Raw genomic sequence first — 17320 nt, 5'->3', positions numbered from 1 at the left:
GTGGGATTATGTCCCACGTATGGCGGTGGACAACTTTTCTGGGAGGAAGGATCGGAACGCATGACGGTGCGATCGCGCCGCGATGGCGCGGGGCGGGCAAGCAAATGCGCGAGTTGCTAGCGGAGCGTCAGACCGGCTCGGCGGCGCTGCGGTCGGCCGGTTGCTGGAGCTGGCGCCTGATCGCGGCGATGTCGAAATGAATCCGCTCGGGCAGCATTGCCGCTGCCGGGCGCTGCAGATCCTGCTCGATGACGACGCGCTTGCCGCCGTCGGACGTCAGCGCAATCGAGATCGATTGCGCGCGTGGCTCGGCGCGGAGGCCGGCATGCGCGCGGCAGGCATATTCGCCGGCGCGCAGACCGCCGAAACCGAAGGCGAGCAGGCGCCCGTAGATGTAGAGCGCGAGCAGGTCGGTTTCGTCGAAGCGGCGCGGTGATCCGGGCGCAACGCCCGGCAGGCAGGGATAGCCGCCCGCCATCACCGTCGACACGAACTCCTCAAAGGGAACCTGGGCGATCCGGCAGGCTTCCGCGATTGCAAGGTCGAATCGGGCAGTCGTCATGGAGCGGTCCGTGGCGATGGCGGCAATGCCGGACACCGTGGCACCCGTTAGCGAGCGCGCGGACTGTGTCCGGAGGTGATTTTGTTTCCCATAAGTGGGAAAATGTCACACGTCAAGTGAGGTGGGATTGTGTCTCACGGCGCGGGCGGCTAAAAGTTAGGCATGAATGCCAAGGCCCCGAAGTCGAAGGTGGGATCGTCCGCGCCGATCGCCGCGGCGAAGCTGCATGCGCCACTGGCGCGGATGCTGCGCCCGCTGGTGCGGCTCTGTATCCGCGGCGGCATGACGTTTCCGGCGCTGACCCAGCTGCTGCGCGAGCTCTATGTCAACGTCGCCGAGCACGACTTCGCGCTCGAGGGCAAGGAGCAGACCGACAGCCGCGTCAGCCTGCTGACCGGCATTCACCGCAAGGAGGTGGCGCGGCTGCGCGGCGCCGGCGCGCCGGTCAATGCGGTGCCGGCGACGCTGTCGCGCACCAGCGCGATCATCGCGCGCTGGCTGGCCGCGCCCGAGTTCACCGATGCCAAGGGCGATCCGCTGCCGCTGCCGCGCACCGCCGACGGCGGCGCGCCGTCGTTCGAGACGCTGGTCGAATCGATCACCAAGGATGTGCGGCCGCGCGCGGTGCTCGACGAATGGCTCGACCGCAAGCTCGTCACCATCAATGACGACGACGAGATCATGCTGGTCGAGGAGGCCTTCGTGCCGCATGGCGACGACGACCGCAAATGGCACTATCTCGGCCGCAACCTGCACGACCATGTCGCGGCCGCCGAGCTCAACGTATCCTCGGCCGCGCCGCGCTTCCTCGAACGCGCGGTGCATTACGACGGCCTGTCGGCGAAGCTGGCAAAACGGCTCGAGGGCCGCTCGCGCGAGCTGGCGATGGAGGCGCTCAAGGTCGCCAACCGCGAGGCCAACCGCGCGCTGGCAAAAGACAAGGGCGGCGACTATCGCTGGAATTTCGGCATCTACATCTATCGCGAGGGTCCGGACGGCCCGGTCGATGACGACGCCGACGAAGGCGGTGCGTCGTGAACGGTCCGCCCGTTATCTCGCGCCGTGCGCTGCTCGTCGGCTTCTGGCTTGCCGGAACGTCGCTCGCGGGCGCGCAGGTCAAGAAGCGCGGCAACGATCAGGGCATCGGCGGCACCGGCATCACCGGTTCCGATCAGGGCATCGGTGGCACCGGCATCGTCGGCGTGATCCAGCGGTTCGGCTCGATCTATGTCAATGGCGAGCGCGTCGCCTATGCACCCGACGTGCCGGTCAGAATCGACGGCGAGGCGGCGAGCGCCAAGGCGCTGCGGATCGGACAGCTCGCGCGTGTGATGGCGCAGCGCGACGCCGGCGGCACGCTGTCGACCAAGCGCATCGATGTGACCAGCGAGGTGACCGGGCCGGTCGAGCAGGTGAGGCCGGGCGGGCTGACGGTGCTCGGCCAGACGGTCGCCTGGACCGGGCGCGAGAGCTGGCTGAAGATGGGCGCGCATGTCGCCGTGTTCGGGCTGCGCCGCACCGACGGCGTCGTCGTCGCAAGTCTGGTGCAGGAGCGCCATGACGCCGCCGCGCGCGTCGCGGGGCCGCTCGAGCGCGACCGCGCCGGCGCCTTGCGGATCGGCGAGCTCAAGCTCGCCGGCGTCGATGCGGCGCTGGTCGGTCAGCGCGTGCAGGCCGAGGGACATCTCGCGCAGGGCGTGATGCAGGTGTCGCGCAGCCGCGCCGATGATTTCTCCGATCTCGCCGGCGCGAACCGACTGTTGATCGAGGCCTATGTGCGGCGGGTCGGCAATGACCTGCAGCTCGGCTCCGGCTTTGTCGCGCGCGACCATTCGCGGTTCTCGCCGGCGGCCGATACGCGCGTCGTCGTCAACGCGCAGCTGTCGGGCCCGCGCGAACTGCGCGTCGAATCGGTGCAATCGGTCGGCAAGTTCCCGGGCTCGTCGGTGAAGAGCCCGGGCACGCCGGGCCGTGGCCCCGGCGGCGGCGGATCCGGACCGGGTCATGGACCCGGATCTGGCGGACCGGGCGGCCGCGGCGCGCCTGGTGGCGGCGGTCCGGGTGGCGGCCCCAGTGGAGCGCCGTCCGGCATGCCGGGCGGCAGCCCGCCAGGCGGCGGGCCTGCGCCTGATCCGCTGGGTGGTGGACCGACCGGCCCCGGTCCCGGTGGCTTCGGCCCGCCCGGCGGACCGTTCGGGCCCGGTGGCGGTGGTGGTCCGTTCGGGCCCGGCGGTGGATTCGGTGGCGGTGGGCCGCCCGGCGGCATGGGCGGCGGCGGCCGCCGCTGAAACGACACGCGCGATCGGCGCAAGCGAGACCGCTTGCGCCGATGTTCAGATCGATCGTTGTGCGATTGAGCTAGCCCGCGCTGAGCCGGACGCCGGCGCGGAGGAATTTCTGCGGATCGACCGCTTCGCCGTCGATGCGGGTCTCGTAATGCAAATGCGGACCGGTGGAGCGGCCGGTCGAGCCGACGGCGCCGATCACCTGGCCGATCTTGACGTATTCACCGACCTTGACGCCGATCTCGGAGAGATGGCCGTAACGCGTCGACAGGCCATTGCCGTGATCGACCTCGACCATGCGGCCATAGCCGCCGGCCCAGCCCGCCGACACCACCTTGCCGTTGGCGGTGACACGCACCGGATCGCCTTGCGCGGCCCGGAAGTCGAGGCCGGTGTGCATCGCCGGCCGGCCGAGGAAGGGATCGGTACGCACGCCGAAGCCGCTGGTGAATTCGACTTCACCGACCACGGGCTTGCGGTAAGGCACCAGCGCCAGCGTCTGGTTCAGCCGCTGCATCTGTGCGCGGTTGATGTTGATGCGATAGAGCTGGCGTTCGAACCCGCCGGCGTCGGCAGAGAGTTTCACAGGGACAAAGGGCCCGCCCATGCCGGAGCGCGGCGTCGCCGCTTCGAGCTGCGCCATGTTGAGGCCGAGATCGGAGATTACGCCGCGCATCCGGCGCACCTTGGAATCGATGCTGTCCTCGACCGAGGCGAGCGCGGCAACCTGGCGCCGCTCGACTTGGTCAAGCGAGGTCTGCAGGCGGACCAGCACGTTGTCGACGCCCTGAGCCTTGGCGAACTGGTTCGGCTGCGTCTTGGCGATCAGCGGCGCGCGCGATTCCAGCCGTGCCTCGCGATCCGGCGGCGCCACGAAGATCACGGTGTCGCTGATCGGCGAGGGTTTCAGCGGGCCGGAGGAGGGCGCCGCCTCGGCGCGGCCCTGCGGCTTGATCGATCCGGTGCTGGTGACGTCGGGCATCGCGCCAAGCGCGGTGGCGCGCGATTCCAGCGTCGACTGCCGCTTCATGATCTGGTCGAGCTTCTGGTCGAACTGCTCCTGGTCGAGCAGCTGACGGCTGGTGGTGCGGTCGACCTTGGCGCGCAGCTCCGAGATGCGGTCCTCATAGGCGTATTGCATCTCGGCCTGGCGCGCGATCAGCCGGGTCAGCACGTCGTCGCGGAACGCGAAATAGGTCGCGGTCGCCGCCGACCACATGCCGAGCAGCACCACGGTGCCGACGATAATCCAGAACACCACCGGCCCGAACCGGACCTGCTTGCCGGCATGGACCAGGGTATAGCCCTCGCCGGAGGTCGCCACCGCTGCCACCGCTGCGGGGTGATGGGCTGCCGGACGGCGCGCCGGCGTCCGGCCATGGTCCTGCGCATGATGGTGTTTGTGATGTTCCTGGTGGTGACCGGACCGGCTCGACATCGGTACTCCCGCGGCCGGTCGGACCAAGCTCCGTACGGCTAATTTGCGGGGCCGATTTGAGCCCGTCATGGTTAATTTTCAGGAAACGGAACTCGTCCCGTCAGAGCGCTCGGGCAGCCTCCAATACCGCTTCGGCGTGGCCGTCGACCTTCACATGACGCCAGACGCGGGCGATTTTTCCACTGGAATCGACCAGAACCGTGGTGCGAATAATTCCCATGAAGGTCCTGCCATACATGGATTTTTCGCCCCAGGCGCCGTACGCCTCAAGCATCCGGTGGGCCGGATCGGAGACCAGCGGCACCGACAGCTGGTGTTTGTTTCGAAATGACTCCTGCGCCTTAACCGTGTCGGCGGAAATGCCGACCACTTCGGTCCCGCTGGCTACGAACTCGCTTTTGAGCCGGGTGAAATCAATCGCCTCCCTGGTGCAGCCGGGGGTGTCGGCGCGGGGGTAGAAGAACAGCACCAGCTTCTTGCCGGCAAAATCCTTCAGCGAAACGCTGCCCCCGCCGTCGCGCGGCAGGTTGAAGCCAGGCGCCGTGGCACCCTCGGCAAGTGTGACGGCGGACGAGTTGGTCACGGTCGCGGTCGGCTCTCGCTTTAACGGTTTCGATGCCGCCTTGTGCGAGGCTTTGCTTCGAACACCCGCTGCGGTCTTTGCTTTCGTTGCCTTGGTCGTTTTCTTAGTTGTTTTCCTAGTTGTTTTCTTGGCCGCTGCCTTCTTCGCAACCGTTGTGCGGGTTTTCGTCGCGGACTTCCCAGTGCTTGCGCTTGCGGCACGCGCAACCTTTGTTGCGACCCGCTTTCCGGTTGTGTTGGAGGATTTCTTGCGCGTTTTCTTGGACATACGCCTTCCTTTCGTCGCTTTCCGAAGCTCAACCATTGGGGTATTGCGGGTCTTATTGGCGGCGGCCGGATTCGCTCCGGCCGCTGGGCAAGTTTGATGGCCACGGAGTATGGTGACAAGGAATTCGACGCGTGACCCGTCCGCTTGCTGAATTGGCTTTTGATTGGTTGGTTTGGTCCGTTCTGGGGGCCATCGGCGAGTAACATGATTAGGCGAGGATAGGCGGCGATGCCGGCACAGGAGCGCTCGATACGCATCGACGGGCGCCCCGATGGCGGCGATCAGCTTCGCCGTCAGCACCGAGAGGCAATGGCAAGGAACACGTCGCCGCAGGGTCCAAATCCGCGCGCCGGGGCTGACTTCTCGCAATGGGAAGTCGACGCTGCGTGGGACGAGCAGGATGAGGCGGCGGGCAACCGTGCGCGGCAATTGCTGGCGCGTTCCAACACCAACCTGCATCGCTTCACCGATTTCTGCTCCGGCATGCAGCGCTGGCTGAACGGCGGGCGCTGGATCCGTCGCATCGGACTGGTCTTCGTGGTGCTGGTCGCGATGTTCGCCACCTGCTTCGGCGCGCTGTGGTGGCGGCTCGGCGCCGGCCCGATCAATCTCGATATGGCGACGCCGTGGCTTGCCGCGGCGATCGAGGAGAATATCGGCCACGGCAACACGGTCGAGGTCGGCGGGACGCAGATCGAGCGCGCCGGCCGCGTCAGGATCGCGGTGCGCATCCGCGACATCATCGTCCGCGACCGCGACCATGCGGTGGTTGCGAGCGCGCCCAAGGCCGAAGTGCGCTTGTCGGGAACCGCGCTCCTGATGGGTCAGTTGCGGGCGGAGAGCCTCAATCTGGTCGATGCGGAGCTGTCGGTGCGCATCACGCCCGACGGCAATGTCACCGTGTCCGCCGGCGACACCGCAAAACCGCTGGCCACCGGCGTTGCCTCCAAGCGGGAGGCGGGGATGCCGCCGACATTCCCGCGGCCGACACCCGCAGCACCGCCGCCGCCGGTTGCCTCGCCGCCGGTTGCCGCCGAGCCCTCCGCGTCACCCGATTCGGCCCAGAGCGGGCTGCTCGCCGGTCTCGACTGGCTCGACAGCCTCAGCATGACCGGCCTCGACGGGCAGAACCTCAACGAGATCGGCCTGAAGAACGGCAATCTCGTCGTCGACGATCAGCAGCGCGGCAACAAATGGAGCTTTGAGAACATCAGCCTCAGCCTGCGGCGCCCGAGCGGCGGCGGCGTTGCGCTCAGCTTCGGCGAGGAGGGCGCAAAACCCTGGTCGGTGCGCGTGCTGGTCGGACCGCAGCAGAACGGCGTGCGCTCGGTCGACATCAAGGCCGACAAGGTTTCCACCCGGAACATCCTGCTCGCGCTCCGGACCAAGGATCTGACCTACACCGCCGACCTGCCGCTCTCGGGCGAGATGAAGGGCGAACTCGGCCGCGACGGCCTGCCGACCTACTTCCGCGGCAAGATCAATGTCGGCGCCGGCAACATCATCGACACCGACACGCCCGATTACCCGATGCCGGTCGATTCGGCCGAGATGAGCGTCGAATGGGATTCGGGGCGGCGCGTGCTGTTGGCGCCGATCAAGATCATCTCGGGCGCCAACCGCATCACGCTGCTCGGCCATCTCGAGCCGCCGAACGACAACGTCACCGACTGGCAGGCCGGCCTGTCCGGCGGCACCATCGTGCTGGCCGGCGCCGACAAGAACGAACCGCCGCTGATCTTCAATCGCATCAACATCGGCTTCCGGTTCGACACCGACAAGAAGCGCGTACTGCTGACCCAGGCCGACATCTCCAATGGCGAGATCGGCGTCGCCGGAACCGGCAGCATCGACTATTCCGGCGAGCCGCGGCTGCAACTCGGATTCGCCGGCACGCCGATGTCGGCCTCGGCCCTCAAAAGGATATGGCCGATCATCATCGTGCCCGAGGTGCGCGAATGGGTGCTCGAGCGGATCGACCGCGGCACGCTCCAGCGTATCGATGTCGGCGTCAATTCGCCGGTGCACAACCTGTCGCGCAAGGGACCGCCGATCCCGGATGACGGCCTCTCGGTCAACATTGTCGCCTCGGGTGTCACAGTGCGTCCGGTGGATCAGATGCCCGCGGTGCATGACGCGGATTTGAAGGCCCGGGTGACCGGCCGCACCGCGACCGTGACCATCAACCAGGGCATTGCCGACACGCCGGCGGGCCGCAAGATCACGCTGTCGGACTTCACCTTCGAGGTGCCGGACATGGCGCCGAAGCCGTCGCCGTCGAAGGTCAAGTTCCGGGTCGACTGTCCGGTGCCGGCCGCCGCCGAAATCCTCGCGTCCGACCGGCTCAGCGATCTCTCCGGTCCGCCGATCGATCCCAACGCCAGCAAGGGCAACGTCACCGCGACGATCAATCTCGGCATGCCCGTGAAGGGCGAGCTGACCAAGGCCGATACGCTCTACTCGGTCACCGCCGACATCTCCGGCGTTGCCGTCGACAAGCTGGTGATGAACCAGAAGCTCGAAGCCAACACGCTGAAGGTGATCGCCAGCAATGCCGGCTTCCAGGTCAAGGGCGACGTCAAGATCAACGGACAGGCGGCCTCGCTCGACTACCGCAAGCCGGCCGAGGGCGATGCCGACGTCAAGCTGCAGGCGACGCTGGACGATGCGAGCCGCGCGCGCCTTGGGCTCGATCTCGGCCCCGCGGTGTCCGGCGCGATCCCGATCAAGCTGACCGGCAAGATCGGCAGCGGCGACAATCCCACCACCAAGATGGGCGTCGAGGCCGACCTGACCCAGCTCAAGCTCGACAACATCCTGCCGGGCTGGGTCAAGGCGCAGGGCAGGGCCGGCAAGGCGACCTTCAACGTGGTGCCGAAGGGTCAATCGACCAGGTTTGAGGATATCTCGATCGACGGCGCCGGCGTGTCGATCAAGGGCGCGCTCGAGGTCGACCAGAACGGCGACCTCATGAATGCCTACTTCCCGACCTACGCGCCGTCGGAAGGTGACAAGACATCGCTGCGTGCCGACCGCGGTCCCGACGGCGTGATCAAGGTGACGATGCGCGGCGACGTGTTCGACGGCCGCGGCTTCCTGAAGTCGGCGATCTCCGGCCGCGATAGCGATCCCAAGAGCAAGACCAGGACCACCGATTTCGATGTCGATCTGAAACTCGGCGCGGTCGCAGGATTCAACGGCGAAGCGCTGCGCAGCGTCGACGCCAAGGTCTCGCGCCGCAACGGGTTCTTCAAGGCGTTCACGCTGAGCGGCAAGGTCGGACGCGACACCCCCGTCACGGTCGATATGCGCGGACGCCAGCAGGGTCGCGAGGTGATCTATCTGCAGACCGCCGACGCCGGCGCGTTCCTGCGCTTCATCGACACCTATTCGAAGGTGGTCGGCGGCCAGCTTACGCTCGCGATGGAGCCGCCGATCCCCGAGCCGAGCCCAAGGGAGGGGCTCATCAATATCACCGGCTTCTCGGTGAAGGGCGAAACCCAGCTCGATCGCGCCGTTGCCGGCGGGCCTGTCAGCACCCAGAACGGCATCGGGTTCGACGCGCTGCGCGCCGAATTCACCCGCCAGAGCGGCCAGCTTTCGATCCGCAATGGTGTGGTCAAGGGGCCTACCATCGGCGCGACCATCGAAGGCAGCATCGACTATATCGGCAACCAGGTGCGGATGAACGGCACCTTCATTCCGATGTACGGTTTGAACAACATGTTCGGCCAGATCCCGTTCTTCGGGATTTTCCTCGGCGCCGGCAGCAATGAAGGCCTGATCGGCGTGACCTATGAAGTGGTGGGAACGCCGAGCGCGCCGGTGCTGCGCGTCAATCCGATCTCCGCGCTGGCCCCCGGCCTGACGCGCAAGATCTTCGAGTTCAAGCAGTACGGCCCGAACGATCTGCCGACGACGAACAATTAGCGCGCTCGCTCATCGACGCCTGCTTTCGAGGCCGGTGGAGATCGCGCGCCGGCCGTCTCACCGTCCGCTCTCGACCCTCGCCCGACTTCTCGGTTGCATTGCCTGGTTCAGGAATGCGCGCGGCGGCGGGTTTCTGTCCGCATTCATCCGAGGCTGCCACCAAGTCCGAGCGGCCCGCCGTCCGGATGAAGTTCGCGCAGGAACCTTGCCCTATCTGGGATGTTGGAGAGCAATTCAATGACTCAGGAGGAACTCTCATGAGAACGCTGTTACTGGCTGGTGCACTGGCGGTAGCCGGTTTCGCGATGGCCACGCCGATCTCCATTGCACCCGCGTCAGCTCAGGTTGCCGTTGATACGCCGCTCGGCGGCGTAAGAGTGGGCCCGGAGCCCCGTTACTACCGAGACTACGATCGACCCGCTTATCGCGCCTACGGATATGATCGCGGATATCGCGGATGCCGCACCGTCACGATCGAGCGTGACGACGGATCGGTCCGGAGGGTCCGTCGCTGCGACTAGCAGTACCGGACCAGGGAATCGACTTCCGTGGCTTACAAGACCGCTCGAGCCGGTTCTCGCAATCAAGGAATTGGAGTCATCGACTTGGGCCGCTGCAATTGGCGGCCTGTTTCATTTCGCGAACGCCTGTCGACCCAAGCATTGGCCCGAGGCCGCATGCGTTCATGTCGGATTCCACGTTGCCCTTCGCGGGGTAAGCGGACGTGCCGGTCGCGAACTCACCGCCGCAGTGCCGGCACCACCAGGAACGGGATCAGGCCGAGCACCACATTGACCAGCGCGAAGACGATCAGCGGATTGTAGCTGTGGGTCCAGTCGTGGATCAGGCCGCCGCCCCACGAGCCAAGGCCGGAGCCGAGGCCGCTGCCGATCATGATCGTGCCGTAGATCGTGCCGACGCGCTCGCCGCGGAAGATCTTCAGCGCGGTCGCGGTGATCAGCGGGCCGCGCGAGCCGATCATGCTGCCGAAGCAGATGATGAAGCCGGTCAGCAGCCAGTAGTTCGGATACCACTGCAGCAGCCAGAGCAGAATGATGCCGAGGATCGAGACGCCGTAGCTGAACAATACCGAGGGGCGGCGGCCGATGATGCCGTCGAGGGTGGACACGCCGAGCATGCCGACGAACAGCGCGACGCCGGAGAAGCCCCAGGCGGTTGCCGCCTGTAGCGGCGGGAAGCCGACATCGATCAGATAGGCGACGATCTGCGCGGTCAGCGCATACATCGCGATCGCGGTGAAGAAGAAGGTGGAGAACAGCGCCCAGAAGGCGTGGTGGCGCATCGCGCTGAGCAGTGTCCAGCCTTCGTCGGCCAAGCTGCTTTCCGCCTTCCTGACGATATGCGGCGATCCGCCGGCGAGCAGCCGCCACGGCAGAAAGACCAGCGGAACAAGCAGGCAGAGCGCGCCGATGCCGAACACCTGATAGGCCTCGCGCCAGCCGATCCGGTCGATCAAGACCTGCGACAGCGGCAACAGCAGCAAGAGGCCGGCGCCGGTCGCCGAATACATCACGGCCATCGCAGTCGGCAGGCGTGGTCCGAACCAGCGGCCGAGCAGGATCGAATTCGACACATTGCCGATCAGCGCGGTGCCGAAACCGACGCAGAGTCCGACGCTGAGCTGGAATTGCCAGAGCTCTTGCGCGCGTGAAGCAACGAGGAATGCGCAACCGAGCAGCGACAGGCCCAGCGCATAGACCACGCGCGGACCCGAGCGGTCGAACAGGCGTCCGACCAGTGGCGCGGTCAGGCCGCTGGCGAGCCAGGTCAGCGAGTAGACCGACACCACAGAGGCGCGGTCCCAGCCGAAATTTTCCGAAATCGGTTTCAGGAAAACGGTGAAGCTGTCGCTAAGGCCGCGCCCGAGCACCGACAGCACGAAGCAGAGCGCGAGCACGTTCAGCGCGACGCGGGACTGCTTCGCCGGCGTTGCAAGCGTGTCGTTCGGAGGCGTGGTCTGCTGGTCCATCGGAAAGATGGGAGCGCGCTTTCCGCACTCCCGACAACCGACAAATGCGAATGCGCCTATGCAGGCTTCAGCAGGACGTGGCGCTTCTTGCCGAGCGACAGTTTCACCACGCCTTCCGGTGTGAGATTGGCCGAAGTCAGCAACATCTTCTCGTCGGTCACGGCGGCATCGTTGACGCGCAGGCCGCCGCCCTTGATCTGCCGGCGCGCTTCGCCGTTGGAAGCGACGAGCTCGGCCTTGACGAAGGCGACGAGCACGCCGACGCCGGCTTCAAATTCGCCGCGCGGAATTTCCACCGTCGGCAAGGTTTCGGCCAGCGCACCTTCCTCGAAGGTGCGGCGCGCGGTCTCGGCGGCTTCGTTCGCTGCATCGCGGCCATGGAGCAGGGCGGTCGCTTCCGTCGCCAGCACCTTCTTGGCCTCGTTGATCTCGCCGCCGGCCAGCGCCGCAAGCTTGCTGATCTCGCTCATCGGCAGGATAGTGAACAGCTTGAGGAACTTGACGACGTCGGCGTCCTCGACATTGCGCCAGTACTGCCAGAAATCGTAGGGCGAGAACTGGTCGGCGTTGAGCCACACCGCGCCCTTGGCGGTCTTGCCCATCTTGTCGCCGGAGGCGGTGGTGAGCAGCGGCGTGGTCAGCGCGAACAGTTGCGGCGTGCCCATGCGGCGGCCGAGATCGACGCCGTTGACGATATTGCCCCACTGGTCGGAGCCGCCCATCTGCAGCCGGCAGCCGGCGCGGCGCGACAGTTCGACGAAGTCGTAGGCCTGGCAGACCATGTAGTTGAACTCGATGAAGCTCATCTCCTGCTCGCGCTCGAGCCGGAGCCGCACCGAGTCCATGGTCAGCATGCGGTTGACCGAGAAGTGCCGGCCGATGTCGCGCAGCATCTCGATCCAGTTCAATTTGGTCAGCCACTCGGCATTGTCGAGCATGATGGCGTCGGAAGGCCCGTTGCCATAGCGCAGCACCTTGGCGAACACGCCGCGGATCGAGGCCTTGTTGGCTTCGATCTCCGCAACCGTGCGCATTGCGCGCGTCTCGTCCTTGCCGGAGGGGTCGCCGACCATCGTGGTGCCGCCGCCCATCAGGGTGATCGGCTTGTTGCCGCTCTGCTGCAGCCAGTACAGCATCATCATGGTGAGGAAGTTGCCGATGTGCAGCGACGGTGCGGTGCAGTCATAGCCGACATAGGCGGTCGCCTGGCCCTTCGCGGCAAGCGCGTCGAGGCCCTCGAAATCGGAGCACTGGTGGACGAAGCCGCGTTCCTGTAAAGTGTTCAGGAAATCCGATTTAAATGCAGTCATTTGTCGGCCAGCCAGCTCATTCTGTTTTACGGTTTTTGCATCAATTTGCGGAACCTTGGCGCTGAGGCTGCCGCAGGCGGACGCGCAGTGGCATTATAGGATGTACTTGTTTGAGACAAGCCGGGGGTTCCCGGCTGGGGCGCTTCCAACATGATGTTAACGGCACTCGGTCTGATGAGCGGTACCTCGCTCGACGGGGTCGACGTGGCATTGATCGAGACCGATGGCCGTCAGATCAAGTCTTTCGGCCCCTCGGGCTATCGGCCTTATACCGAAGGCGAGCGCAGCCTGCTGCGCCAGGCGCTGACGGAGGCGGTTCATCTGTCGCAGCGCGACGCCCGGCCGGGGATTTTGCGGCAGGCCGAGCAGGCCGTCACCACGGCCCATGCCGAGGCGGTCGCTAACTTCACGGCGCAGCACCGGATCTCCGCCCAGGATATCGACATCGTCGGGTTCCATGGCCAGACCGTGCTGCATCGCCCCGAGCGCAGGTTGACGGTGCAGATCGGCGATGCCCTGGCGCTCGCCAAGGTGATCCATATTCCGGTGATGCACGATTTCCGCGCCGCCGACGTCGAGGCCGGCGGGCAGGGCGCGCCGTTCGTGCCGGTCTACCACCGCGCGCTGGTGCAATCGCTGAACCGCGAGGGGCCGATCGTCGTGGTCAATATCGGCGGCGTCTCCAACATCACCTATATCGACGGCACGGACACGCTGATCGCCTGCGACACCGGGCCGGGCAATGCGCTGCTCGACGACTTCATGTTCCGTCAGATGCACCAGCCGTTCGACACCGCCGGCAAGTTCGCCGCGCTGGGCAAACCGGACGAGGCCTGGATCGCACAGGCGTTGAAGCTGCCGTTCTTTGCGCTGCCGCCGCCGAAATCGCTCGACCGCAACGACTTCGCCAGCCTCAAGCTCGGCGCCGTGGCGCCGGCCGACGGCGCCGCGACGTTGACCGCCTTCACTGCCGCGGCCATCGCCCGCGTCGTGCCGCTGCTGCCGAAACGGCCGAAAAGCTGGATCATCTGCGGCGGTGGCGCCTCCAACCTCACGATGATGCGGATGCTGCGCGAGCGGCTGGCGCCGGCGACCGTCGAGCCGGCCGAGGCGCTCGGCTGGGCGGCGGATGCGATCGAGGCGCAGGCGTTCGGCTTCCTTGCCGCGCGCGGCATGAAGGGCCTGCCGCTGAGCTATCCCGCTACCACGGGGGTGCCGATCCCGATGACCGGGGGTATCATCGCGCGACCGTGATTTAGATGCAAATGCATCTACCTTGACAGTTCCATGCCGTTGCATTTAATTCGATGCAGTTGCATTGAACGCGAGGTTCGTCATGGCCGCCCTGAAGCTGATCAGCCACAAGCTCTGTCCCTATGTGCAACGCGCGGTGATCGCGCTGCGTGAGAAGGGCGTGCCGTTCGAGCGGATCGACATCGATCTCGCCAACAAGCCGGACTGGTTCCTGAAGATCTCGCCGCTCGGCAAGGTGCCGGTGCTGGTGGTGACGCGCGACGACGGCAAGGAGGTCGCGCTGTTCGAAAGCAACGTGATCTGCGAGTACATCGAGGAGACGCAGGCGGGGGCGAAGCTGCATCCGGAGAACGCGCTGACGCGCGCCGAGCATCGCGCCTGGATGGAGTTCGGCTCGGCCATTCTCGGCGATCTCTGGGGGCTCGAGACCGCGACAGATGCCGCGGCCTTCGAGAGCAAGCGGCAGGCGGTCGCGGCGAAATTCGCGCGCGTCGAGGCTTCGCTCGGCGCCGGTCCGTTCTTCGCCGGCCAGAACTTCAGTCTGGTGGATGCGGTGTTCGCGCCGATCTTCCGCTATTTCGATTTGTTCGACCAGCTGACCGATCTCGCTGTTTTCACGCACACGCCAAAACTTCGCGCCTGGCGCAGCGCGCTGGCACAGCGGCCGAGCGTACGCAGCGCGGTGTCGCCTGACTATCCGGCGCTGCTGCACGCGTTCCTGGTCGGCCACCGCGCGCATATGCTGAAGCTTGCCGCGTAAGCCATGTCGCACTCGATTGCCTGGATCGCGCTCATCGTCGCCGGCCTGCTGGACGTCGGCTGGGCGATTTCGATGAAATATGCCGAAGGCTATACGCGGCTCGGCTGGACGCTGGTCTCGCTGCTGCTGCTCGCCGCGTTCGTGTTCCTGCTCGGACGCGCGCTGCAGGTGCTCGGCGTCGGCGTCGCCTACACGGTGTGGACCGGCATCGGCGCGGCGGGCACGCTGGCCATGGGCGTGCTGCTGTTCAACGAGGCGCTCAACCCGATGAAAGTCGCAGGGATCGCGCTGGTGCTGATCGGGATTGCCGCGCTGAAGCTGGCGCCGGAATAGGTCAGTGCCGTAGGGACCGTAGCCCGGATGAGCGCAGCGATATCCGGGTTCTTGTCGGCCGCGCCCCGCATGTCGCTTCGCTCATGCGGGCTACAAGGTCGGCAACGTCAGCGTACGTTGGCGAGACGCATGTCGAGATAGCCGGTCACCGTCTCCATCAGCGGCTCGAGCTTGCCGTCGAAGAAGTGGTTGGCGCCGGGGATGACCTGCTGGTCGATCACGATGCCCTTCTGCGTCTTCAGCTTCTCGACGAGCGTGTTGACGTCCTTGGGCGGCACCACGGCATCCTTGTCGCCGTGCACGATCAGGCCCGACGACGGGCAGGGCGCAAGGAACGAGAAGTCGTAGAGATTGGCGGGCGGCGCGATCGAGATGAATCCCTCGACCTCCGGCCGGCGCATCAGAAGCTGCATGCCGATCCAAGCGCCGAACGAGAAGCCCGCAACCCAGCAGGCGCGCGCCTCCGGATTGATCGCCTGCGCCCAGTCGAGCGCGCTCGCGGCGTCAGACAATTCGCCGGTGCCGTGATCGAACGAGCCCTGGCTGCGGCCGACGCCACGGAAGTTGAAGCGCAGCACCGAGAAGCCGCGGTGCGCGAACGCGTAGTAGCACTGGTAGACGATCTGGTGGTTCATCGTGCCGTGGAACTGCGGATGCGGATGCAGGATCATCGCAATCGGCGCGTTCTTCTGCTTGGCCGGGTGGTAGCGGCCCTCGAGGCGGCCAGCAGGGCCGGTGAAAATGACTTCAGGCATTGTGTTCCCTTGATTGCCGCGTTCCCTTGATTGACGTCGATCAATCAACCGGTTGGAGCCATCTTCAGCGACGGTTCGCGAACAGAGCAGCTCGTGATGAAATCGGCGCAGGCACCGCCGCGCGGCACGCTGGAGGCCTTCTAGCATGACGCAAGGGGCAAAAATCAAGGAAATTGTGCCGCTTGGCGGTCGCGAATCCGCGTCGCGTTGCGCGCGTTGCCGACGCGGCGGCGGCGATCCGGATCGACACGGCCGGATTGCTTCGAAGGCTACCTGACGTTTCAGTCTGTCATAATGCTATCGCGCTCGGGGGACCGCGAACGCCGTGTCTCGCCGCAGCAACGCTCCTGCCGCGCGTGAAAAATCTCCCGTGCCGGTGACGTCTGATCTGGTCTCGGTCGTCAACTGTCGTTATGTCGCAGTGAAGGCCGCAACCACGGTGGTTGCCGCGGATAGCTTCATGGCCGATCGCGTCTATCTCGACTGGAATGCCACCACGCCGCTTCGCCAGGAGGCGAAGGCGGCGATGGCTGCGGCGTGGGAATTGATTGGCAACCCGTCCTCAGTGCACAGCGAGGGACGGCGGGCGCGACGGCTGCTCGAGGATGCCCGCAATGCCGTGGCGAAGGCGGTCGGCGGCCGGCCGCAGGACGTGGTGTTTCTGTCCGGTGGGACCGAAGCCAATGCGCTTGCACTGACTCCGGGATTGCGCCGCGCCGCGGGCGCACCGGTGCAGCGGCTGCTGGTGTCGGCGATCGAGCACGCGTCCGTGCTCGCGGGCGGTCGGTTTGCGACGGAGGCGACCGCCGCAATCCATGTCACGCGCGCCGGTGTGATCGATCTCGACCACCTGCGCGCACTGCTGGCCGACGGTCCGCCGGCTCTGGTCTCGGTGATGCTGGCGAACAACGAGACCGGTGCCATTCAGCCGGTGGCTGATGTCGCCGCAATCGTCCATGCGGCTGGCGGGCTGCTGCATGTCGACGCGATCCAGGCGTTCGGCAAGATCCCGTTCGATCTGGCCTCGACGCAGGCCGACCTGGTGACGCTGTCGGCGCACAAGATCGGCGGACCGAAGGGCGCGGGCGCGCTGGTGCTCGCCGAGGGCGTCGAGGGCCTGCAGGCGTTTCTGCGCGGCGGCGGGCAGGAGCTCGGGCGGCGGGCAGGGACCGAGAACATCGCCGGCATTGCCGGGTTCGGTGCGGCCGCCAAGGCCGCGATGGCGGCGCTGAAGGGCGACGCGGCCCGCGTCAGGGGGCTGCGCGACCAGCTCGAGCACGGGCTGCGGCAGACGCCGGACGTGCTGGTGTTCTCCGATGACGTCAAGCGGTTGCCCAATACCGTCCTGTTCACGGTACCCGGAATGAAGGCCGAGACGGCGGTGATCGGGTTCGACCTTGGGGGAATCGCAGTCTCGTCCGGTTCCGCCTGTTCGTCGGGCAAGGTCCAGCCTTCCCACGTGCTGGAGGCAATGGGATACCGTTCGGAGGTGTCCCAGGGAGCGGTGCGGCTCAGTCTTGGCTGGTCTACCACGGAGACAGACGTGGATTTGACCCTCAAGGCTTGGCGAAAGCTCGCCGATACCTTAGTTAAGGGGGGACGACGAAACACAGCTTGAACTGTTCTAAGCGGATTTCGTCATCAAAGCATCGTAAGAGATTTTCGGAACTTGATATCCACCGCGGTCCTTGAAACCGCGAGCGGAGGATTGAATGCCTGCTGTACAAGAGACGGTCGAGCGCGTCCGGCGCATCGACGTCGACCAGTATCGATATGGGTTTGAGACGCTGATCGAGTCCGACAAGGCCCCGAAGGGGCTGTCGGAAGACACCGTCCGCTTCATCTCCGCAAAG

Annotated in this window: 13 protein-coding genes; 7 read left to right on the top strand and 6 right to left on the bottom strand. The window is 66.0% G+C overall.

The window, feature by feature from the left end:
• Positions 1 to 127 precede the first annotated feature (127 nt).
• The gene (locus AC1VNY_RS26840; protein ID WP_482407454.1) at positions 128 to 562 is read right to left on the bottom strand and encodes a hypothetical protein; all 435 of its coding nucleotides are present in this window, start codon (positions 560 to 562) and stop codon (positions 128 to 130) included.
• Between the two features lie 162 nt (positions 563 to 724).
• Between AC1VNY_RS26840 and AC1VNY_RS26835 the strand changes: the two genes are divergently transcribed.
• Together AC1VNY_RS26835 and AC1VNY_RS26830 are read left to right on the top strand one after the other, a co-directional pair.
• Complete coding sequence (locus tag AC1VNY_RS26835; protein ID WP_038388399.1) at positions 725 to 1600, top strand: DUF6502 family protein; 876 nt, start codon at positions 725 to 727, stop codon at positions 1598 to 1600.
• On the top strand, positions 1597 to 2850 hold the full coding sequence (locus AC1VNY_RS26830; protein ID WP_482407453.1) for a DUF5666 domain-containing protein: 1254 nt from the start codon (positions 1597 to 1599) through the stop codon (positions 2848 to 2850). Before AC1VNY_RS26835 ends, AC1VNY_RS26830 begins: the two co-directional genes overlap by 4 nt.
• Positions 2851 to 2920: 70 nt before the next feature.
• Here the strand turns inward: AC1VNY_RS26830 and AC1VNY_RS26825 are convergent, their stop codons facing one another.
• Together AC1VNY_RS26825 and AC1VNY_RS26820 are read right to left on the bottom strand one after the other, a co-directional pair.
• Positions 2921 to 4285 (bottom strand): M23 family metallopeptidase, encoded by a 1365-nt coding sequence (locus AC1VNY_RS26825; protein WP_482407452.1) that lies wholly within the window; start codon positions 4283 to 4285, stop codon positions 2921 to 2923.
• Between the two features lie 100 nt (positions 4286 to 4385).
• On the bottom strand, positions 4386 to 5135 hold the full coding sequence (locus AC1VNY_RS26820) for a peroxiredoxin (RefSeq protein ID WP_482407451.1): 750 nt from the start codon (positions 5133 to 5135) through the stop codon (positions 4386 to 4388).
• A gap of 228 nt (positions 5136 to 5363) precedes the next feature.
• On the opposite strand from AC1VNY_RS26820, the gene AC1VNY_RS26815 reads away from it, so the two are divergent.
• Positions 5364 to 9065 carry a YhdP family protein gene (locus AC1VNY_RS26815; RefSeq protein ID WP_482407450.1) on the top strand — a complete coding sequence of 1234 codons (3702 nt, stop codon included), beginning with the start codon at positions 5364 to 5366 and terminating at the stop codon, positions 9063 to 9065.
• A 739-nt stretch (positions 9066 to 9804) separates the two neighbouring features.
• On the opposite strand, the gene AC1VNY_RS26810 is transcribed toward AC1VNY_RS26815, so the two are convergent.
• Positions 9805 to 11055, bottom strand: a complete 1251-nt coding sequence (locus AC1VNY_RS26810) for an MFS transporter (RefSeq protein WP_028344964.1) — start codon at positions 11053 to 11055, stop codon at positions 9805 to 9807.
• A gap of 56 nt (positions 11056 to 11111) precedes the next feature.
• Positions 11112 to 12365 (bottom strand): tyrosine--tRNA ligase, encoded by a 1254-nt coding sequence (gene tyrS, locus AC1VNY_RS26805; RefSeq protein WP_253608780.1) that lies wholly within the window; start codon positions 12363 to 12365, stop codon positions 11112 to 11114.
• Between the two features lie 150 nt (positions 12366 to 12515).
• Here tyrS and AC1VNY_RS26800 point away from each other — a divergent pair, with 150 nt between their 5' ends.
• The 3 genes from AC1VNY_RS26800 to AC1VNY_RS26790 all read left to right on the top strand — a co-directional run bounded on the left by AC1VNY_RS26800 (position 12516) and on the right by AC1VNY_RS26790 (position 14712).
• Positions 12516 to 13619 carry an anhydro-N-acetylmuramic acid kinase gene (locus AC1VNY_RS26800; RefSeq protein WP_482407449.1) on the top strand — a complete coding sequence of 368 codons (1104 nt, stop codon included), beginning with the start codon at positions 12516 to 12518 and terminating at the stop codon, positions 13617 to 13619.
• An 82-nt stretch (positions 13620 to 13701) separates the two neighbouring features.
• Entirely contained in the window at positions 13702 to 14379 is a 678-nt protein-coding gene (locus AC1VNY_RS26795) for a glutathione S-transferase family protein (RefSeq protein WP_482407448.1), read from the top strand.
• A 3-nt stretch (positions 14380 to 14382) separates the two neighbouring features.
• Positions 14383 to 14712, top strand: coding sequence for a DMT family transporter (locus AC1VNY_RS26790; protein WP_482407447.1), 330 nt, complete (start codon positions 14383 to 14385; stop codon positions 14710 to 14712).
• Between the two features lie 107 nt (positions 14713 to 14819).
• Here AC1VNY_RS26790 and AC1VNY_RS26785 read toward each other — a convergent pair whose 3' ends face one another.
• Positions 14820 to 15467: an alpha/beta hydrolase gene (locus AC1VNY_RS26785; protein WP_016843213.1), complete on the bottom strand. Its 648-nt coding sequence runs from the start codon at positions 15465 to 15467 to the stop codon at positions 14820 to 14822.
• Positions 15468 to 15927: 460 nt separating this feature from the next.
• Here AC1VNY_RS26785 and AC1VNY_RS26780 point away from each other — a divergent pair, with 460 nt between their 5' ends.
• A complete protein-coding gene (locus AC1VNY_RS26780) occupies positions 15928 to 17085 on the top strand; it encodes a cysteine desulfurase family protein (RefSeq protein ID WP_482407493.1) in 1158 nt (385 codons plus the stop codon).
• Positions 17086 to 17320: the final 235 nt, after the last annotated feature.

The sequence above is a fragment of the Bradyrhizobium ferriligni genome, from assembly GCF_056837965.1.
The sequence above is the reverse complement of the archived record's forward strand: the minus strand, read 5'-3'. Positions and strand labels throughout refer to the sequence as shown.